Origin of the sequence: Paenibacillus sp. BK033 (assembly GCF_004345425.1) — a bacterium.
Taxonomy (GTDB): Bacteria; Bacillota; Bacilli; order Paenibacillales; family Paenibacillaceae; genus Pristimantibacillus.
In genome coordinates, this window is the sequence record NZ_SLVP01000009.1 from 157,215 (window position 1) to 176,489 (window position 19,275).

The window sequence follows — 19,275 nt, forward strand, 5'->3', positions numbered from 1 at the left end:
CTTGTTCCTTCCGCGGGATCATGTTAATATGACACTATAAATAATAAAACATGAAATATGAAATATTATTGAGGTGACTGGAATGGCCCGTTACAACTCCGAAGAAGAAGTTCTCGCCCATTACGATCCGAAGAAGTACCGGACACCTGATGGCTATACCAGCGATATTGCGGTATTTACGATCGTTAGCGAGCCAATCGCGCCGAATAAGCCGCCGAAGCGGACGATGAAGCTAATGCTGATCCGCCGGGCACGGCAAGACCGTGAAGGAAGCCCGAATATCGAAGGCGGGAAGTGGGCGCTGCCGGGAGGTTTTATCGATCCCGAGGAGGTTGCTTACGAAGCGGCTAAACGCGAATTATCCGAAGAGACCGGCGTAGAGGGCATTCATATCCGGCATTACGGGGTCTATGACAAGCTGGGCCGGGATAAACGGGGATGGATCATCTCCAATGCCCATTACGCGATTGTGCCGGAGGATTATCTCGAGAAGCGCAAGGCGGCCGACGATGCGGAGGAGGTGGCACTCTTTACGATCGAGGAGATTAAGGAGCTTGAGCTTGCCTTCGACCATCGCGAAGTGATTGCCGACGCTTACGAAATGATCCGCAAGGATATGCTGCTCTCGACCGTCGCGCGCAGCTTCCTGCCGCTGGAATTTACGCTAAGCGAACTGCAAAGCGTGCTTTTAACCGTTACGGACAGCCCGAAGGTAGCGAAGTATTCGACATTCCGGAACCGTGCCGAACGCCTTCCGTTTATTGAGGTCGTTCGAATCGACGGCGAACCCAAAACCACGTCAAGGAACTCCAAGCGCCCATCGATTTTGTACCGTTTCAAAGAGGGAGAGCCTCTGGAGTCGATCTACTTCTAAAGATATTGTCAGGATACCTGTTCTTTTTAAGTTTATTATTTCATAAAACATGAAATAAGGAATAAGAGGAGATGGCTAGCGATGACTACGAATAATCAGCTTGTTACCCCGTTTGATCGATTGTTCCAGGCGGCCGAAATTGGCGGGAAAAGCAGCGCCACAATGAATGTTGTGCTGGAGGAAGCGGCAAAGGAGCAGCTGCCGCCAGCGGAAGCGGATCAGGAGAAAATTCTGCTGCTGGTCATCGACCAGCAGAACAGCTTCATCGAAGGCGGTGACTTGGGGGTTCCCGGTTCCGTGCAGGATACCATTCGGCTTGGGAAATTTATGTATCGAAATTTGCATAAAATCACACAAATCGCATTGACCAAAGACGTCCATACGCCGCTGCAGATTTTTCACCCATGCTGGTGGATAGACCGCAGCGGCAAGCACCCCGCACCCGTCGAAACGGTGATTACGGTAGAGTCGGTCATGAATGGAGATTGGACGCCGGTCTTCTCGCCGGCAAGAAGCCTTGCCTATCTTCACGAGCTTAAGGCGGGAGGGAAGAGAGAACTCCGGATCTGGCCTTACCACTGCCTGGAAGGAACAAACGGCGTGGAGCTCGAGAGCCAATTCATGAACCTTGTCTACTTCCATACGGTGGCCAGAAGAAGCACGCCGATTATTTTGGAGAAAGGGCAGGATCCGTTAAGCGAAATGTACGGTGCGTTCTACCGGGAAGATGGCGTGGCGAGCGATGCCAACCGGGCTTTTCTGGACAGCCTTTTGGATTATAACCACATTTACATCGCCGGCCAGGCACTTTCGCATTGCGTGCTCGATACGATGAAGCATATTTTGGAGCATCACGCGGAGAACCGGGCATTGACCGAAAGCATACATCTGCTGACGGATTGCTCGAGCCCGATACCGGGTACGGAAGCTATGACGGACTTGGCGATCATGGAGCTAGTTAAGCGATACGGCATTCAGCTCGCGACGGCGGAGGGCCTGACGATATAAGCAAAAGCCTACGGAGGTAATGGGATATGAACAACGCACAGCAAATCAAGAAATACGCGGACGACAGCCTTGCGCTGCACACGGACTTATACCAGGTGAATATGGTGGAGACTTATTGGGCGGAAGGGATGAGCGAGCGGAAGGCGGTATTCGAGCTCTATTTCCGCAAGCTGCCTTTCGGGAACGGCTACGCGATCTTTGCGGGTCTGGAACGGATTATCGAGTATGTGCAAAGCTTTGGATTTACCGATTCGGACCTGGCGTATTTGCATGACGAGCTTGGTTATGAAGAGGATTTCCTCGCTTACCTGAAGCAGCTTCGCTTCACCGGCAAAATGACCGCCATGCGCGAAGGAGAGCTGGTCTTCGGCAACGAAGCGATCCTCCGGGTGGAGGGTACGCTGGCCGAAGCCCAGTTTATCGAGACGGCGCTGCTTAATATCGTCAATTACCAGACGCTGATCGCGACAAAGGCTTCGAGAATCCGCAATGCCGTTGGAGATGCGCCGCTTCTCGAATTCGGCACGCGCCGCGGACATGAGATGGACGCCGCTCTATGGGGTTCGCGGGCTGCCATCATCGGCGGCTGCGATGCGACCTCGAACGTGCGCTGCGGCAAACGGTTTGGCGCAAAGGTATCGGGCACGCATGCCCATGCGATGGTGCAGGCGATGCTGGACGAATACGAAGCGTTCCTCCGCTATGCGAAGCGGCAGAAGCAGATGAACCGCAAATGCGTCTTCCTTATCGATACGTACGATACGCTCAAATCGGGCATTCATAACGCGATTCGAGTCGTGAAGGAGCTTGGCATCAAGGATCTGTTCGAAGGAGTCCGGCTTGATTCGGGCGATCTCGCTTATTTGTCGAAGGAAGTCCGCAAGCTGCTGAACAAAGCCGGTTTTGAAGAAACCCGTATTTATGCCTCGAATGATCTCGATGAATATACGGTTCTGAATTTGAAGTCGCAAGGCGCGGTTATCGATGCATGGGGAATCGGAACAAAGCTCATTACGGCGTATGATCAACCGGCTTTAGGCGCAGTCTATAAAATTGTGGCGATCGAAGATGATCATGGAAAAATGGTCGACACGATCAAAATTTCGGGCAATCCCGAGAAAGTGACCACTCCGGGGAGGAAGAAGCTGTACCGGATCATTAATCTGGTGAATCACCGCTCGGAGGGCGATTATATCGCGCTGGAAGAGGAGAAGCCGCAGGAGGAAGGGCGCCTCAAGATGTTCCATCCGGTCTACACTTACATCAGCAAATTCGTAACGGATTACGAAGCGAGAGAGCTTCATGCGGATATTTTCGCGGACGGTAAGCTGGTATACGAGACGCCCGGGCTTTATGAGATTCAGGCTTTTGCGAAGGATAATTTGGAGCTGCTCTGGGACGAATACAAGCGGAATCAGAATCCGGAGGATTATCCGGTGGATCTAAGCCAGCGCTGCTGGGACAACAAGATGAATCTCATCCATGCGATGAAGGAGAAAGCGGAAGGAGTGACCAAAGAGACATGACGGCAAGCCCTCGGAAAATCGGCATTTACGGCTCTTCTTTTGACCCGATTACGAATGTGCATTTATGGACGGCTTCGACGGTGGCGCACCGCAAAAGCTTGGATTTAGTGATTTTTCTGCCCTCCTCCAGCATGCGCCATGACAAGAAAACGAACACCAGCGACGAGCACCGGGTTAATATGATTAAGCTTGCGATTCAGGATAATCCGAAGTTTGTTTATGATCCCTACGAGCTTACGGTTCTGGCGGGCATGCAATATACGTTCCACACGATGAGGCATTTCCGCGAGCAATATCCGGAGGATGAATTGTATTTTATTATGGGCGCCGATCTTCTGGTCGATATCGCGGACGGCAAATGGTCGCATGAGAAGGAATTGATTGAGGAAAATAAGTTTATCATAATGGCACGTAATGGCATTGATATGACGGAAGCGATCTCCCGTTCGCCGCTGCTTCGCAATCATGACGACGGACGGTTCCAGCTGATGAGCAAAGGGCTTGCCATGGAGATCAGCTCGACCTATATCCGGGATGAATTCGGCCGGGGCGGGGAGCCGAGATATTTGCTGCCGGATTCGTGTTATGACTATATCAAGAAAAACGGCTTGTACCGTATTTAACGATTAAAGGAGGCGCATGGCGATGACCTTGCAGCAGCAGATTATTGAGAAATTGGGCGTAAAACCGCAAATTGATCCGCAGGAGGAAATCCGGAGAACAATCGATTTTATTAAGGATTACGTAACGTTCGCGAGAAAAACGGCTCTTGTTCTCGGCATTTCGGGCGGACAGGATTCGACGCTTGCCGGCAAGCTTTGCCAAATGGCGATGAATGAATTAAACGACGAAGAGGGAGTAAAGACCTACCGCTTTATCCCTGTCCGGCTGCCATACGGCAACCAGAAGGATGAACAGGATGCGCAGGATGCGATCGCTTTTATCGGGGCCGAAGGCTTTATCACGATTAATATTAAGGCGGCCGTTGACGCCGGAGCGGCGGAATACGAAGCCCGGACAGGGAAGAAGCTGAGCGATTTCACGAAGGGCAACCGGAAGGCGAGAGAGCGGATGATTGCCCAGTTCGAGATTGCGGCGGAGGAGAACGGGCTCGTTGTCGGAACGGATCATGCGGCCGAGGCGATTACGGGCTTTTACACGAAATTCGGCGACGGCGCGGCGGATCTGACTCCGTTATACCGGCTGAACAAACGGCAGGGCAGACAGATCTTGAAGGAGCTTAACTGCCCGGAGCATCTGTACCTGAAGACCCCGACCGCGGACCTTGAAGAGAATAAGCCGCAGCTTGCCGACGAAGTGGCTCTAGGCGTAACTTACGACGATATCGACAACTACCTGGAAGGCAAGGAAATTGGCGAGAATGAGCGGCAAAAGATCGAGAACTGGTATATCCGGACGATTCATAAACGGGAGCAGCCGGTGACCGTATTCGACCGTTGGTGGAAAAAAGTTGACGGAAAATAAGAGCTTTAAGGCACGAAGCCTATCCGGCATTCGCAAGAGCGACGGGTAGGTTTTTTTGCAAGAGATTGTTTTTATTTTCGAAAAAATCTGCTATTCTACTGGTGATCAGCTAATGGATTGGGGAGTGAGAACTTTTGAAACCGGTTACAGTGTATGATATTGCGAAGGAAGCGAATGTATCGGTTGCAACGGTATCGCGGGTTTTGAACAACACGGCCCCCGTAAAAAAGTCAACGAGAGATCGCATCGTAGAATTGATGAACAAGTACCAGTTTCAGCCTAATGCATTAGCCCGAAGCCTGTCCAAGAAGGAGACGGGCATGATCGGCATTATTTTGCCGGACATCACCAATCCGTTCTTTCCGACCGTTCTGGCCGGGTTTGAGCAAGAGGCGAGAATCAAAGGCTACACGTTCTTTCTATGCGATACCGTTTCGACAAACGGGGATTCGAAGGAGCAATACGAGCGAGAATCGCAGTATCTCAGCCTGCTGATGGAGAAGCAGGTAGACGGCATCGTAATGATTGGCGGCCGGATCAACCTGGCTAAGCCGAGCGAAGCTATGGTCACCGAGGTGGTTGATATCAGCAAGCGCGTCCCGACTTTGCTGATTAACGGCCATTTGCCCGGGCAAAACATTCATTCCGTCTGCGTGGACGAGCGGGAGGGAGCCGAGCTTGCCACGCAGCATCTGATCGATCTCGGTCATCGGGATATCGCGTTCGCCGGCGGCTATCAGAGCATGGCGAATACGCTTCAGCGCGTTCAGGGCTTTGTGAAGACGATGCAGAAAAACGGGCTTACGGTCCGGAAAGAATGGCTGCTGGACGGCGGCTTTACGGTAGAGAAGGGCAAGCTGTTCATGAATTATTTGCTTAGCCTGCCGGAGAGGCCCACGGCAGTGTTTTGCGCGAATGATCTGGTGGCCATTGGTGCTCTTAAAGCTGCATATAATGCCGGTCTGCGGGTGCCGGAGGATTTGTCGCTGGTCGGCTTTGACGATGTTCCGTACGCGTCCAACAGTATTCCGGAGTTGACGACGGTGTCCCTGAAATGCTATGACATCGGGAAGTACGCGGCCGAGCAGCTCCATAAGATGATTACCAAAAGCAAGGTAAGCAGGAAAGCGAAGCTGAGACCGGAGCTCGTCATTCGCGAATCAACGGCTCCGCCAAAAGGCTCAAGGGTAAATGGGCCAAATGGAATATTTAGATAAATATTTCAAAAAACTTTCTTGACAACGCTTTCATGTCTGATTTAGAATCAAGGTGTCAAAGCAATACACGGTTCGAACAAAAATGAAACCCGTTTCAATGTAATCGGCTATCATCATATTATCCACCTGAAATGCACGTAAGAATACCGTAAATATGACAGTTCATGTTGTTTCGGATCGAATGTGTGTTTTATTTTTACCAAAAAATGAAACGGGTTTCATGAAACGGGATACATGTTATCGATCGGGGGTCGTCCAGAATGGGTTTGGATACACAGGCGATATCGGCAGTTCAGTTCGAGGCTGATGCAGTACGTATACACGGAGAACCCAAGCTGCTCTTAAGCGCCTCGCTCTTTTACTTCCGTATTCCGAGGCTGCTGTGGAAGGAACGGATGGAGCAGCTGAAAGCTTACGGCTATAACAGCATCGATGTTTACTTCCCGTGGAACTACCACGAACGGAAGGAAGGCGAATGGGACTTCAGCGGCGAGCGTGATGTCGAAGCCTTCCTCGAAGCGGCAAGAGATGCGGGATTATGGGTGATCGCAAGACCGGGACCTTACATTTGCTCCGAATGGGACGGCGGCGCGCTTCCGGCGTACCTGCTGGCGCAAGGCGTCGAGATTCGGCAGAATGATCCGGTATTCCTGTCCCGGGTGGCTGCCTGGTTCGACCGGATTATCCCTCTTCTGAAAGCTTTCCAGGCTGACGAAGGCGGGACGGTTATCGCGGTGCAGCTGGATAACGAGCTGGACTTCTATGATTGCAAGGATCCGAAAGGGTATATCGGCGCATTAAGAGATTTGGTACTGGCGCACGGCATTTCGGTTCCGCTGTTCGCTTGCGCCGGTCAAGGCGGATTGCTGCAAGCCGCGGGTATTGCAGAGGGAGTAGCCCCAACCTGCAACTTCTATCCGGATAACCGGGATCCCGAGTTCGAGCAGAAGGTGCTTCATTACGGCGGGCTTATGGAGGAGCTTGGTTATCCGCTCCTCGTTACCGAGACCAACCGCGCGCATTACCTGCTTCGCCGATTGCTCGGCTGCGGGGCCAAGCTTCTGGGACCTTACCTTCAGGTATCGGGTACGGACTTTGGTTTTACGAACGCCACAAACAATTGGGGTAAGCCGCTTGCGTTTATGACATCGGATTACGATTTTGGCGGAATGATCTCGCCGGAAGGGCATATCCGGGAGGAAGCTTACGAAGGCAGGCTGCTTGGCAGAATTATCGAAGCTTACGGAAGCAGGCTGGCTGAGGCGAAAGCAGCCGGGGCCGCAGACGAGGAATTCATCAAGAACGGTCAATGGACTAATATTGCCGGCCCGTATGTGCTCGAGCTGAAGGATGGCGGCCAGCTGTTGTTCCTGACGAATCTGGACGACGAGGATAAAGAGCTAACGATTGCCGGTTCCGATTCGTTTATCTTGCGGGGAGGCCGATCGCTTGCTCTTCCGTATCAGGTCCCGTTAGCGGGCTGGGGATTGGAAGGGGTATTGGAGCAATCAACAGCGGAGCTTTATTACGCGAACCAGACGGCAAACCGCAGGGTGCTTGCATTCCATACGGAAAGCGCCGGTCAAATTCAGCTAAGCAGTCGGGAGATAGCGGCCGTTGAATCCGAGAACTGCACGACAGACATGCAGGACGATCGGTTAAGCATCAGGTTCGATGGAGTGACGGAAGCCGTATGCCGGATAAATACCCGCAGCGGAGACATTTTGACAATTGCGATCCACGATAAAGTAAAAGCGCTTTATATGGATGAAATGGATGAAGAAGGATTATTGCACACCTGTTCATCAGACATTCAGCCTGCGGATAAAGAGCAAACGGAGGTCGCCAATTGGCAGCTTAGCTCCTTGAATGGAGCGGAGCCGATGGTTTCGCCGGAGTCTAAGCAATCGAAAGCTGAAGCCGTGTATCTGGAGCAAAACGAAATATACCGAGGCTATGGCTGGTATGAAGCAGCTGTTCCGGCTGAGCGGGCGGAGGTCGCAGAGGGCGTGCTGATTCGAAACGGCAGCGACGTGATCTCGCTTTATGCGGACGGTCATTACGTGGGAACTGCGGTTCCGGGCGGCAGCAGCAGCTATCTTCCGTTAAAGGAAGGGCTGACGCAAGGCAAGCTGGTTGCCCGTACCGAAATCTGGGGACATTCCAACTTCGATGATGCCAGACTGCCGGGCTTAAAGCTTAACGCTTTAAAAGGTCTTACGGGCATGACGCTTGTAACCAGGCAGCATGAACTAAGCCGTAATTGGAGCGTGTACCGCGCCGCGGACCGAACGATTCGACCGGAGCTTACGGCGGAAGCCGACCGGAAGCTATGGCCGGTTGTGAACCTGGGCGGCTGGCTGTCGCCGGATCATCCCGCCTTTGAATATTACCGGAAAAGCTTTATTCCCGGGGAACGGGCAGACAGCTGGATCCTTCACTTTGAAGGCATGCAATCGACGGCGAAGGTGTTTGTTGATGGGAAGTGGGCTGGAGACGTTGGACCGTTCGATCCTTATGTCGACCTATCCGGTCTGCTCACAGCCGGGCAGCCAGCAGAGCTTGCCATCTTCCTGGAGAGAGTCATTGGTCTTCCTGCGGGAAGAAGAGCGGTTATGTATGAGGGAATAAAGGCGACGGATTGGTTGATCAGCGGTGCGGAAGAGCCTGAGCTTGCTGCCCATGCGAATGCAGCACGTTCGCAGTCCCAGGATGTTGAGCTTCCCGTGCAGCTGGAGCCGGGTCAGACGGCATGGCTGTACAGCACCATACCGAATTCAGATAACGGAAAGGGCTGGCGTGCAGCGGTTTCCGGATCAGGGCTTAAGCTGACCGTGTTCGTCGAGGGACGAATAGTTGGACGGATTTGGACACCTGGGGATGAAAGCCGGCCGGTTATTACCGGTGGCAGCCAGCAGTCGGTTTACTTGCCGGGCGTTTGGTTTAACAAGAAGGAAGGCGAGCTTGCCATCCTCTTGGAAGCCGTTGATCAAGCAGCTCCTTGCAGGCTGGATGCCATTAGGCTTCAACAGGTCTAGCCGGAAGACGAAGGGCTAAATCAATTAGTAATGGGTAAGGAGGTCTTCACATGGAAAAGGTTATACAACCAGCCATCCAGAGCAAGCCGCGTACGGAAAGCTCAGGCAGGCTGAGACGATTCTGGAACAATAAAACTTTACTTCTGATGTGTTTGCCGGCAATTGCATTTTTCATTATATTTGCTTATCTGCCGATGCCAGGCGTGTACTTGGCGTTCATTCAGTACAATTACGCGGACGGCATTTTTAAAAGCCCGTTTGTCGCCTTCGACAACTTCCGCTTCCTCGTTATGAATGGCGACCTGTGGCGGCTGACCTTTAACACCGTAGCTTATAACCTCGCTTTTATCTTGCTGGGGAATTTGCTGCAAATATTCGTAGCGATCCTGCTTAACGAGCTGCGCCGCAAATGGTTTAAGAAAGTAGCTCAAACCTTACTGTTCCTTCCGCATTTTATCTCGGCGGTTCTGATCGGTCTGATCGCTTACAACATTCTCAGTTACGATTACGGCTTGCTGAACCATGTACTTGCATCTCTTGGCATGGATCCGGTTAAAGTCTACTCCAATTCTCATGTATGGCCGTTCATTATCGTCTTAACCTACTTATGGCAGTCTACTGGTTACGGCTCTATCGTCTACTTCGCGGCTATCATGGGTCTTGATAATGAGATTATTGAGGCTTCTGAAATCGATGGTGCAAACGCTTTCCAACGGATTATCTACATCGTTATTCCTTGGCTTAAGCCGACATTCATTATCTTGCTGCTGTTCTCGCTTGGCGGCATCATGAAAGGCAATTTCGGATTGTTCTACAACTTGGTTGGGGCAAACAATACGGCATTGTACTCGTCGACGGATATTATCGAAACTTACGTATTCCGTTCGCTTATGACGAACTTCAACTTCTCTATCGGTAGTGCGGTTAGCTTATATCAATCGGTATTCGGCTTCGTGATCGTTATAACGGCCAACTGGCTTGTTAAAAAGACGTCGCCAGAAAACTCGTTATTCTAGGGGGTGCTGACATGGAAGAGAATATCGTAGAATCCAGAAGCATTCGGACAGATGCGAGCGAAGTCATTGTCAGAACGTTTGGTTACGTCGTGATTTCCATCTTTGCGCTTTGCTGCTTGCTGCCATTCCTCCTTATCTTGGGTACATCGTTTACCACGGAGTCGGCTATCAAGAAATTTGGCTTTAACTTCTGGCCGAAGGAATTCAGTACCTTTGCTTACAAGATCGTATTCGAAAATCCCGATATCATCGTAGGTTCCTATATTGTAACGATTCTGCTTACCTTAGTGGGTACGGCAATCGGCTTGTTCCTTGTAGCGATGACCGGTTATGCGCTGCAGCGTCCGGACTTTGGTTACCGGAACGGGATCTCGTTCTTTATCTACTTTACAACCTTGTTCTCCGGCGGTCTTGTTCCTTTCTACCTGCTTGTGACTCAATATTTGAGCTTGAAGGACAATTATTTGGCCGTCTTGCTGCCAGGGCTTCTGAGTCCGTTCCTGATCATCATGATGAAAAGCTTTGTTCGCTCCATCCCGCATGCCATTACGGAATCGGCCAAAATCGACGGAGCAGGGGACTTTACGATTTTCCTGCGGCTGATCTTGCCGATGACGACACCGGCTCTTGCGACAATCGGTTTGTTCATCGCGCTTGGTTACTGGAATGAATGGTACAACTCGATGTTGTTCCTGTCGCCGAATATGGAGTATCGTCCGCTTCAGCTCTTCCTGTATAACGTTGTTACCAGCGCCGACTTTGTCCGGAACTCCGCAGCAGCTTCCAACGTCTCGCTTCGGGATGTGCCGCTCGAGTCCATGAAAATGGCAACGGCCGTTGTTGCAACCGGACCTGTAATCATGTTCTATCCTTTCGTGCAACGCTACTTCATTAAAGGGATTACGGTAGGCGCAGTTAAAGGTTGATGTGCCGAAGGCCACAGGGCCTCTTCACATAACGGGCAAAGCCCGATAAATGAAAAACAAAGGGGAGACGTGCATGTTTAAGAAAAGTTCCGCAATCCTGCTGTCTATCTTGATGGCTTCCAGCTTGGCAGCCTGCTCCGGTAATAACAACAAAGACAACAAACCAGCAGACTCCAACAAACCAAGCAACAGCGCAAGCACAAACACCAACGCATCGACGAATACGGGCGGCGATACCGCGGTGGATACTTCCAAATTCGTGAAAATCACTTATCTCGTGCTGGGTAACAAACCTACGAACGGTCAGTTCGAGAAGGTGCTTGGTGAAGTGAACAAAATCATGAAGGAAAAAATCAACGCCGAGCTGGAATGGAAATGGATTGAATGGACGGACTGGCAAACGAAATACAACCTTGCCCTTGCATCCGGCGAACCAATCGATCTGATTACGATCGGTACCGACTGGCTCGATACATGGGGCAACGCTCAACGCGGCGCCTTCATGAACCTGGATGATCTGCTTCCTAAATATGCGCCTCAAACCTTTAATTCGATTCCGCAAGAAGATTGGGCAGAATCCAAATACAACGGCAAAATCGTCCTCATTCCTGAAGATCAATATACGCAATGGGTTAACCATGGCTTCTTCTACCGCGGCGACTGGGCAAAAGAAGCAGGCATTACGGAGCCAATCAAAGACTGGGAAGGCATCGGCAAATACCTGCAATACATCAAGGACAACAAGCCTGACGTCATTCCTTGGGACGCGGTTTCCGGAACGAGCACATTCGGCGGCTTCGATACTTCCTACACGGATAACCTCGAACTGCCGATCTCGACAGGTTACCTGCCGGTATTCACAGCGAAATCCTATGATGAGAAGTACACAATCAATAGCCCTGTCTTCGAAGATACGATGGTGAAATACGCAACGATGATGAAAGAATGGGCAGACAAAGGGTTCTGGCGCGAAGACGTGCTGAACAACAAAAACGATACGCGTGCTTCGCTGCGTGCGGGCCTGACAGGCATGGACCAGCATCATACGCAAACGTTCGGCGGTCTCCGCGTTCAAATGGATAAAGACCAACCGGGCTCCGACCTGCAAATGTTCCCGTTTGCCCGCCAAGGCGGCAACAACCTGCTTGAGCTGTCCATCACGCACGGCGGTACTTCCGTCGGCGCACACAGCAAAAACCCTGAGCGCGCTCTGATGGCATACGACCTGATCCGCAACGACGAGCAAATTTACCACCTGCTTAACTACGGTATCGAAGGCGTGCAATACGAAGTCAAAGACGGCAAACGTCAACAACCAGCCGGCTACGACGAAACAAAAGACGGCTTCTACTCCGACTTCTGGGGCGGCCGTGTCGACAAATTCGAGATTCCAAGCGTAACGACATGGGATCAGCTCGAAGAAACGTATTACGCTGAGTATGACAAAATCAAAAAGCCTTATCCGTACGGCCAATTCGTATTCGACAAAACGCCGGTTGAAGCCGAGCTGACAGCGATTACGCAAGTAACCGGCGAGATGGGCCCGGCTATTGCTTACGGTAAAGCAGGCGACCCTGTGAAAGCGGTCGATCAATTCCGCAGCAAGCTGAAAACAGCCGGCTACGATAAAGTTCTTGCCGAGCTGCAAAAACAAATGGATGCATACAAAGCAAAAATGGAATCCGGTCAATAAGCAAGGAAGAAAGCCGGGATTGGACGCGAAGCGTCTGATCCCGGTTTTTTAATTATATGCAGCGATAGAGGCGTGATAAATGTTTACTCACGGCTTGGCCGGAATAAGGATGTCGATTCTGGCATCCTGCCGGTCCAGGGAGTAGATGTCATTCCAATACTCGATATCGATGGGCCTAACGCCAAACGTGCTATTGATGTAATCATACGTATCGCCAACCTCCGACTCGGCCCCTTCATGAATGATCCTGATATATGATCCTGAAGGCAGAGTGTAGGAGGTCATGCCGTCAGGTATATCCTCAAATGCGCTAACCTCGAAAGCGACTACATGCTGGTAGGGGGTGTCATGCGTCCATTGTCCATCCTGGTTATAGATCTGAATCAAATAAATGCCTTCTTTATTCCGGTTCCGCAGCTCATTCCCGCGTGCGGCCAATTGTTCACGCAATACGCCAACAATGCGGGACTGCAGAACGCTGTTCAGGCTTTCTTTAATCGAATATCCAATCAGCTTGAGCTCTTCTTGCTCAATTCTGTCGATCTGATACGTGCTCAATGTTTATATCCCTCCAGACATGGTAAATATAACCATAATTAGAATAACGAATATACGTTCGCTTGTAAAGGATAATTTTGAACATAACGTTTACGTTGACGTTAATATTGTTGAGGAGTATGCTTATTATGAAACCATGTTTGAACAAGCTTGGAAGTGGGTATTAAGAAGTTAGGGATCACATTTTGAAGGAGGCATCTCTTATGTACAATCATATCCTTGTTCCCGTCGATGGTTCGAAACAGGCAAGCAAAGCTCTTGATCACGCGATAAATCTGGTGAAGGCGATAAACGCACCGATTCGGCTGTCTGTTATCCATGTTACGGGGCGTGTCGCGATGAGTCAGGCTTTTGTTTATGTGGATGTGGGGGAGATGCTGGAGAAGGAAGAGAACGAAGTGCTCTCCGCAGCCGCTGCGCAGCTGAGAGACTCCGGAATAGATTACACGCTGCTTCGGGCCGACGGTGATCCATCCACTCTGATTTGCACGACCGCGAAGGAGCGGAGCTGCGACCTGATCGTTATGGGCAGCCGCGGCGTTGGACTTGTCTCGGAAATTTTGCTCGGCAGCGTCAGCCATGGGGTATCCCAGCATGCTCACTGTCCGGTCCTGCTTGTAAAATAATAAACGTAAAGTAAAAGGCTGCCCGCGGGCAGCCTTTTTACTTTTTCCGATCCGTTAACGATCTGGCGCATCGTTAAGAGATCGGAAAATCAGCTTTCGTCGTGCCTAACGATGCGGCAAATCGCTAAGCCGCCGGAAACTAACCGAATTCGCTCCATATCGCACAAAAGCAGCTCTCTTAACGATGCGGTGCATCGTTAAGCTAGATCCTCCGCTATACGATCCGGAAGATCGGCTTGATCGGCAAAAACTCCACCCGAATTTCCGGATACCGCAGCTTCAACTCCTCGCTTAACGCGCGCATGCCCGGCTCTTCGCTTTCCGCGTGGCCTAGGGTCAGCAAGGCTTTTGCCCGGCCTTGATGCGCGGCATCCCGGATATATTCCGGCGTTTCCCATTCCGGACCTTCCCCAACGATGAGCAGATCGAGGTTATGCTCGCGCATAAACGGAATAGCGGTTGAAGCGCCTCCCCGGTAACCGACCAGTATGCCTGCCCGGCTCACAAGAGCCGAGGAATCACCGGTAATACGCAGGAACGGCATACCAAGCTTTTGCTTCACATGCGCGGCAACCTCCGTAACGGTCATAGACGGAAGCTCGAGAATGGCGGCGATAGGAAGCATTTCCGCCAAGCTTGATTCCCATTCCAACGCGGACAATAAGCCCGTCATAATAATGTCCGGCTGCTTCTTATGGCAGTAATCATGGTACCGGAAAATCGCGATCCCGCTGTCTTCGATCAGCTTCAGCTTTTGCGCAAAAACCGGATCGTTTCCGGTCAGCTTCTCATCATGCCGATGGGTGTAAGAAAGGGGCTCATGCGCGATAAGAAGATTAGCTCCCGCCGCGACGGCCTTTTCAATTACCTCCTGGGTTGGCATGAAGGATACGGCAATTCCGGTTACCTCGGTATCGGGCTGGCCGGCCATCAGAACATCCACCGTGTCAGGAATCGGGGGAACCGATGATCGCAAGGCATCCATAATAGTCTGAACCGTAGTTGACATAATTAAGATCCGTCCTTTTTGCTTGGATAAATTTTCTCGCCCTTCTCCAGCATCTCTATAAATTGCCGAATCTTCTTCACCCGCGTTTCTTGCTTTTTGGCATTGTGAATGCGGAACAGAATCGCATACCTGTTCTGCTTGTCCAGCGTCTCGAAAAACTGCTGAGCCTTCTCGCTGCGCGCCAGCTCAAGGGCGAAATCCTCCGGAATGGCAGCGTTAGACTGCGATTCGTAAGCTTTGTCCCATAAGCCGTTCTGCTTGGCTATTTCGATGGCCTTAAGACCGCTTGGCTGCATTTTGCCGGCAGCGAGAAGGGCTTCGGCTTTATCCTTATTAATCTGCGACCAGATGCTTTTTGGACCTCTTGGCGAAAATCGCTGAATCCAGCTTTCTTCGTCATGCTTTCTTTTATGGCTGTCGATCCAGCCGTAGCATAAGGCAACGTCCAGCGCTTCATGGTAAGTAACCGAGGGGCTGGCAGCATTTTTTTTCGAAATCTGCAGCCAAATGCCGGACGACTGATCGTATTGCTCGGCGAGCCATCGCTCGAAAGCCGGCTGATCGGGGAAGTGGAGAATAGGCAGCTCATTTGTGCTCATTGTACAAAACTCCTTTATGCCGTTTCCTTCCAACATTATAGCATTGTCGCACCAACCTTATAAGTCTTGAGTTTACAAACTTTTCCTATAAAATGAGGGTACCATCGCCCATGAAGCGTGGATGACGAAAGCGGGGAGCGGACCAATGAGCCAAGTTAGAGCTATTCGGGAGCATGAACTGCAGGAGCTTCTGGATTTATACCGTCATTTGATTCCGAACGATCCGGTGCTTCGGGCGGCGGATGTTCAAGAATTGTGGAATCAGATCCGTGCGGATCGCAATATGCACTATCTCGTCGTCGAAGCGGAAGGCCGGATTGCTGCAGCCTGCGTGCTGATTATTATTCCGAATTTAACAAGAGGGGCAAGGCCATACGGACTGATCGAAAACGTGGTAACCCATTCCGATTTCCGCAGAAAAGGTTACGGAACCGACGTATTGCGCGAGGCGCTTGCTATCGCCTGGAAGCAAAATTGCTACAAGGTGATGCTGCTGACGAGCTCCAAGCAGGAGGGCACCCTTACTTTTTACGAAAAGGCCGGTTTTGTAAAAGGGATTAAAACGGGGTTTATCGCGAAGCCGTAACCAGAAGGTTAGGAGGGTTAAATTGAAAACCGCTAAACGATTAACGAGCATAATCGTGTATGGCTGTCTGATCATCGTAATCGGGATTGCCGCCGCAGCTGGTATATGGTATCAGCAAACGGAGCCGCTTAATATCGACGGGCTGTCCACCTTTACGCCCCCTGTCGGAAAACCTCCGGAGTATGTTGTTGGTCTGGTGAACAAGGGGCTCCGGAAAATCGATATCGTTAGCGTAACGATTAACGGAACTTCCCCATCCGGCCCCGTGCAGCTAGGCATTACTTATGATTCCGGGCAGTTTGTGCAGGTCATGCCTGAACCTGTTCCGGAAATCGAATTTATGGGAATACGCGATTCATCCATTTACCCGGCTCTTGCCGGTGACGAGTTAACGAAGGCCATTAACAAAAAAGCCCATACGCCTATTCTCTACGGAATTCGTTTTTCCGCTGAGGAGGGAACGGTTCAAAGCGTTACGGTTAAATATAAGTATCTGGGGTTTACGAAAAAGCTTACGGTTACGAGATGGTTTGATAACAACCATTAAGCCTGCAAGAGCTACGTTGGATTTCGTGCAGCGTAATGCAGCGTTTTGACTTGGCAGCACGGTCTACGCTGGATTTTCTGCAGGATAATCAGCTTTGGGTTTAATGCCCATAAAGGAGGCTTCATAAAAGTTGAGGGGAATTATTGTTTTATTGGCCGTATCATTCATGCTGTTAAGCGGATGCTCCAGCGGGGAAGCGGGAGATTCTTCGTTATTGGATGACATCAAGCGCAGCATGGACAAGGCAAAGGTGAAGGCGGACGAGATTGTTCACGTGGAAGTGGTGAAGGACGGATTCCAGGTGTTTTATCGCGATGGCGAGGGACTTAACACGGGATTTGCGAAAAATGACGCTGCTGCAAAGTGGACAATGCTTTCACAGGAAACAAACAATCTAAAGCCGGAAGCCGGCCTCTCCTGGAGCGCTATTAATAAAGAGGGCCTGCATATGCACTTTTTCTATGGCGTTCTTGCCAATCCGGATATCGCCAGGGTGATTACGAAGAAACCGGACGGCTCGCTCGAGAAATCAGCCAAAATCATTACAACCGACACAGGCATAAGACTTTGGTTCACCTACTACGATAAGCAGGTCGACGCGCCGATGGACATCGTCGGACTAGATAATGGCGGACATCAGATTTATCCCTGAATGATGAATTTCACATATCGTTCTGATTTGGTGTGATTGGAATCACATCGGCGGGCTGCCATCTTTCGTATACTCGGATCATAACAAGTTGAAGAAAGCGGGGAGAGCTTCATGCTGAATGAAAACACGATAGCCATTATTAAATCGACTGTACCGGTGCTTGAGGTTCACGGGACGGCCATTACGAAAAGGTTCTATCAATTATTGTTTACGAGTCATCCCGAGCTTATGAATGTATTTAACCATGCCAACCAAAGACAGGGCAAACAGCAGACCGCGCTTGCGAATGCCGTTTACGCCGCTGCCCTTTACATCGATAAACTTGAAACCATCCTGCCTGCCGTAAAGCAAATCGCGCACAAACATCGGAGCCTTGGCATTACGGCAGACCAATATCCGATTGTCGGCCAAAACCTGCTGCAGGCCATTAAAGAAGTGCTCGGCGATGCCGCAACCGACGAAATTCTGAATGCATGGGCCGAAGCATACGGCGTTATCGCGAATGTGTTTATTAGCGTCGAAGCGGAGATGTACAAGGAAGCTGAAGAGCAGCAAGGAGGCTGGGCGGGTTACCGGGCATTCCGCATCCAGCGTAAAGTTCAGGAGAGTAATGTCATTACCTCCTTCTACCTGGTGCCGGAGGACGGCGGAGCGATTGCATCGTTTGAGCCGGGGCAATACGTGAGCGTGAAGATGGACATTCCCAATCAGAAGAACATTCATATCCGTCAATACAGTCTGTCGGATGCGCCTGGCAAGCCGTATTACCGGATCTCGGTCAAAAGAGAGGATTCGCAGCCAGGCAAGGATGCCGGCGTCGTCTCGGTTTACCTGCATGAGCAGGTGAAGGAAGGCGAGCTGCTCTGGCTATCGGCACCGGCCGGAGATTTCACGCTTGATCTGAAGGATACGCGTCCAGTGGTATTGATCAGCGGCGGTGTAGGCTTGACGCCGATGGTCAGCATGCTGAATACGCTTGTGGATACGAAATCTAATCGTCCAATTACTTTCATTCATGCGGCGCAAAACGGGCAGTTCCATGCTCTTAAGCAGCAGGTAGAGGAGAAGGCGGCCCAGGCAGCGCAAGCCAAAGCTTATTGGTGCTATGCGCAGCCAACCGAGCAGGATGCAGGAGCATACCACAAAGAAGGCTACGTGGACCTACCTTGGCTGCAGGAAATTATTCCGTCCAAGGATGCCGTGTTCTACTTCTGCGGACCAACGCCGTTTATGGCTCATATCAACCGCCAGCTTCTCGAGTGGGGAGTTCCTGCGTCCGATATTCATTACGAATTCTTTGGGCCAAAGGGCAGTCTGGACGAGACGGAAAAAGAAGCGGTTGCCAAATAATCAGCTGGATTAGCTTTCCTTCTGGGCACGCAGCAGCCGGTTAATCGTCTCCCGGCGGAGACCGATGAACTGTCCGATCTCGTCCTGGGTCAGGACATCGGTCAGCTTCTCCGGAGAGATGTAATGGTCGAACCACGCCTCAAGCTTCCGCAGCTTATCCGCCGGGGCAATCGCGGTTAACTGATCAATCCTCTGCTGCATCATGCGGAGCTTTTCCTGAAGCTGCAGCGCGATCGACCGATACCGCTCCGGGTGCTGTTCAAGCTCTTCATACCAGGCTGCGGCGGGAAGAATATCCACTTCGCTTGTCACGACTGCGACAGCGGTGCCGAAGTAAGGGTTCGGAGTAATAAGGGAATGATGCGGAATGATTTCGTCCGGCACGATAATGTTGACCAGAATTTGCGAGCCGTCAGGGTGAACGCGTACAATTTTGAGCAGGCCGCTGCGCAGATGGAAGAGAGGACCTGCCTGTCCCTGCAGAAATAAAGTTTCGCCTTTATGCAAAATCATAAGCGGTGAAGCCTCCGTATTTAACAAGCGAAGCCCGAACCCGGGCTTCGCT

At 51.2% G+C, this 19,275-nt stretch carries 19 protein-coding genes; 15 read left to right on the top strand and 4 right to left on the bottom strand.

Translation table 11 applies throughout. The annotated features are described in order from the left end of the window. The first annotated feature begins 82 nt into the window (after positions 1–82). From EV294_RS24710 to EV294_RS24755, 10 genes are all read left to right on the top strand, one after another. Positions 83–874 (top strand): NUDIX domain-containing protein, encoded by a 792-nt coding sequence (locus EV294_RS24710; RefSeq protein WP_132311743.1) that lies wholly within the window; start codon positions 83–85, stop codon positions 872–874. Between the two features lie 81 nt (positions 875–955). Then, positions 956–1,882: a cysteine hydrolase family protein gene (locus tag EV294_RS24715; protein ID WP_132311745.1), complete on the top strand. Its 927-nt coding sequence runs from the start codon at positions 956–958 to the stop codon at positions 1,880–1,882. 26 nt (positions 1,883–1,908) lie between these two features. Then, positions 1,909–3,408, top strand: a complete 1,500-nt coding sequence (locus EV294_RS24720; protein WP_132311747.1) for a nicotinate phosphoribosyltransferase — start codon at positions 1,909–1,911, stop codon at positions 3,406–3,408. Next, the gene (gene nadD, locus EV294_RS24725; RefSeq protein ID WP_132311749.1) at positions 3,405–4,031 is read left to right on the top strand and encodes a nicotinate-nucleotide adenylyltransferase; all 627 of its coding nucleotides are present in this window, start codon (positions 3,405–3,407) and stop codon (positions 4,029–4,031) included. Before EV294_RS24720 ends, nadD begins: the two co-directional genes overlap by 4 nt. Before the next feature lie 22 nt (positions 4,032–4,053). Then, complete coding sequence (nadE, locus tag EV294_RS24730; protein ID WP_132311751.1) at positions 4,054–4,893, top strand: ammonia-dependent NAD(+) synthetase; 840 nt, start codon at positions 4,054–4,056, stop codon at positions 4,891–4,893. 134 nt (positions 4,894–5,027) lie between these two features. After that, entirely contained in the window at positions 5,028–6,110 is a 1,083-nt protein-coding gene (locus tag EV294_RS24735) for a LacI family DNA-binding transcriptional regulator (protein ID WP_132311753.1), read from the top strand. Between the two features lie 260 nt (positions 6,111–6,370). After that, complete coding sequence (locus tag EV294_RS24740) at positions 6,371–9,148, top strand: beta-galactosidase (RefSeq protein WP_132311755.1); 2,778 nt, start codon at positions 6,371–6,373, stop codon at positions 9,146–9,148. 50 nt (positions 9,149–9,198) lie between these two features. Next, complete coding sequence (locus tag EV294_RS24745; protein ID WP_132311757.1) at positions 9,199–10,164, top strand: ABC transporter permease; 966 nt, start codon at positions 9,199–9,201, stop codon at positions 10,162–10,164. 11 nt (positions 10,165–10,175) lie between these two features. Continuing rightward, a complete protein-coding gene (locus EV294_RS24750) occupies positions 10,176–11,090 on the top strand; it encodes a carbohydrate ABC transporter permease (protein WP_132311759.1) in 915 nt (304 codons plus the stop codon). Positions 11,091–11,163: 73 nt separating this feature from the next. After that, on the top strand, positions 11,164–12,783 hold the full coding sequence (locus EV294_RS24755) for a DUF3502 domain-containing protein (RefSeq protein WP_132311761.1): 1,620 nt from the start codon (positions 11,164–11,166) through the stop codon (positions 12,781–12,783). A gap of 87 nt (positions 12,784–12,870) precedes the next feature. Here the strand turns inward: EV294_RS24755 and EV294_RS24760 are convergent, their stop codons facing one another. Further along, positions 12,871–13,341: a GyrI-like domain-containing protein gene (locus EV294_RS24760; protein WP_132311763.1), complete on the bottom strand. Its 471-nt coding sequence runs from the start codon at positions 13,339–13,341 to the stop codon at positions 12,871–12,873. A gap of 203 nt (positions 13,342–13,544) precedes the next feature. On the opposite strand from EV294_RS24760, the gene EV294_RS24765 reads away from it, so the two are divergent. Continuing rightward, positions 13,545–13,967, top strand: coding sequence for a universal stress protein (locus EV294_RS24765; protein WP_132311765.1), 423 nt, complete (start codon positions 13,545–13,547; stop codon positions 13,965–13,967). 214 nt (positions 13,968–14,181) lie between these two features. On the opposite strand, the gene EV294_RS24770 is transcribed toward EV294_RS24765, so the two are convergent. Both EV294_RS24770 and EV294_RS24775 read right to left on the bottom strand, forming a co-directional pair. Beyond that, on the bottom strand, positions 14,182–14,976 hold the full coding sequence (locus EV294_RS24770) for a Nif3-like dinuclear metal center hexameric protein (protein WP_132311767.1): 795 nt from the start codon (positions 14,974–14,976) through the stop codon (positions 14,182–14,184). 2 nt (positions 14,977–14,978) lie between these two features. Then, positions 14,979–15,575 carry a YdeI/OmpD-associated family protein gene (locus tag EV294_RS24775; RefSeq protein WP_132311769.1) on the bottom strand — a complete coding sequence of 199 codons (597 nt, stop codon included), beginning with the start codon at positions 15,573–15,575 and terminating at the stop codon, positions 14,979–14,981. Between the two features lie 145 nt (positions 15,576–15,720). On the opposite strand from EV294_RS24775, the gene EV294_RS24780 reads away from it, so the two are divergent. The 4 genes from EV294_RS24780 (at position 15,721) to hmpA (ending at position 18,710) form a co-directional block, all read left to right on the top strand. Beyond that, the gene (locus EV294_RS24780) at positions 15,721–16,161 is read left to right on the top strand and encodes a GNAT family N-acetyltransferase (protein ID WP_132311771.1); all 441 of its coding nucleotides are present in this window, start codon (positions 15,721–15,723) and stop codon (positions 16,159–16,161) included. Positions 16,162–16,183: 22 nt separating this feature from the next. Next, positions 16,184–16,708: a hypothetical protein gene (locus EV294_RS24785; protein WP_132311773.1), complete on the top strand. Its 525-nt coding sequence runs from the start codon at positions 16,184–16,186 to the stop codon at positions 16,706–16,708. A 130-nt stretch (positions 16,709–16,838) separates the two neighbouring features. Further along, positions 16,839–17,360 (top strand): hypothetical protein, encoded by a 522-nt coding sequence (locus EV294_RS24790; protein ID WP_132311775.1) that lies wholly within the window; start codon positions 16,839–16,841, stop codon positions 17,358–17,360. A gap of 111 nt (positions 17,361–17,471) precedes the next feature. Continuing rightward, complete coding sequence (hmpA, locus tag EV294_RS24795) at positions 17,472–18,710, top strand: NO-inducible flavohemoprotein (protein ID WP_132311777.1); 1,239 nt, start codon at positions 17,472–17,474, stop codon at positions 18,708–18,710. Positions 18,711–18,719: 9 nt separating this feature from the next. On the opposite strand, the gene EV294_RS24800 is transcribed toward hmpA, so the two are convergent. After that, positions 18,720–19,223 carry a Crp/Fnr family transcriptional regulator gene (locus EV294_RS24800; RefSeq protein ID WP_132311779.1) on the bottom strand — a complete coding sequence of 168 codons (504 nt, stop codon included), beginning with the start codon at positions 19,221–19,223 and terminating at the stop codon, positions 18,720–18,722. Positions 19,224–19,275 lie beyond the last annotated feature (52 nt).

Excerpts from the sequence above, each read along its gene's own strand:
- EV294_RS24750 (WP_132311759.1), top strand. The coding sequence starts at position 10,176 with ATGGAAGAGAATATCGTAGAATCCAGAAGCATTCGGACAGATGCGAGC.
- nadE (WP_132311751.1), top strand. The coding sequence starts at position 4,054 with ATGACCTTGCAGCAGCAGATTATTGAGAAATTGGGCGTAAAACCGCAA.
- EV294_RS24800 (WP_132311779.1), bottom strand. The coding sequence starts at position 19,223 with ATGATTTTGCATAAAGGCGAAACTTTATTTCTGCAGGGACAGGCAGGT.
- EV294_RS24755 (WP_132311761.1), top strand. The coding sequence starts at position 11,164 with ATGTTTAAGAAAAGTTCCGCAATCCTGCTGTCTATCTTGATGGCTTCC.
- hmpA (WP_132311777.1), top strand. The coding sequence starts at position 17,472 with ATGCTGAATGAAAACACGATAGCCATTATTAAATCGACTGTACCGGTG.
- EV294_RS24770 (WP_132311767.1), bottom strand. The coding sequence starts at position 14,976 with ATGTCAACTACGGTTCAGACTATTATGGATGCCTTGCGATCATCGGTT.
- EV294_RS24720 (WP_132311747.1), top strand. The coding sequence starts at position 1,909 with ATGAACAACGCACAGCAAATCAAGAAATACGCGGACGACAGCCTTGCG.
- EV294_RS24715 (WP_132311745.1), top strand. The coding sequence starts at position 956 with ATGACTACGAATAATCAGCTTGTTACCCCGTTTGATCGATTGTTCCAG.
- EV294_RS24740 (WP_132311755.1), top strand. The coding sequence starts at position 6,371 with ATGGGTTTGGATACACAGGCGATATCGGCAGTTCAGTTCGAGGCTGAT.
- EV294_RS24765 (WP_132311765.1), top strand. The coding sequence starts at position 13,545 with ATGTACAATCATATCCTTGTTCCCGTCGATGGTTCGAAACAGGCAAGC.
- EV294_RS24745 (WP_132311757.1), top strand. The coding sequence starts at position 9,199 with ATGGAAAAGGTTATACAACCAGCCATCCAGAGCAAGCCGCGTACGGAA.
- EV294_RS24780 (WP_132311771.1), top strand. The coding sequence starts at position 15,721 with ATGAGCCAAGTTAGAGCTATTCGGGAGCATGAACTGCAGGAGCTTCTG.
- nadD (WP_132311749.1), top strand. The coding sequence starts at position 3,405 with ATGACGGCAAGCCCTCGGAAAATCGGCATTTACGGCTCTTCTTTTGAC.
- EV294_RS24775 (WP_132311769.1), bottom strand. The coding sequence starts at position 15,575 with ATGAGCACAAATGAGCTGCCTATTCTCCACTTCCCCGATCAGCCGGCT.
- EV294_RS24710 (WP_132311743.1), top strand. The coding sequence starts at position 83 with ATGGCCCGTTACAACTCCGAAGAAGAAGTTCTCGCCCATTACGATCCG.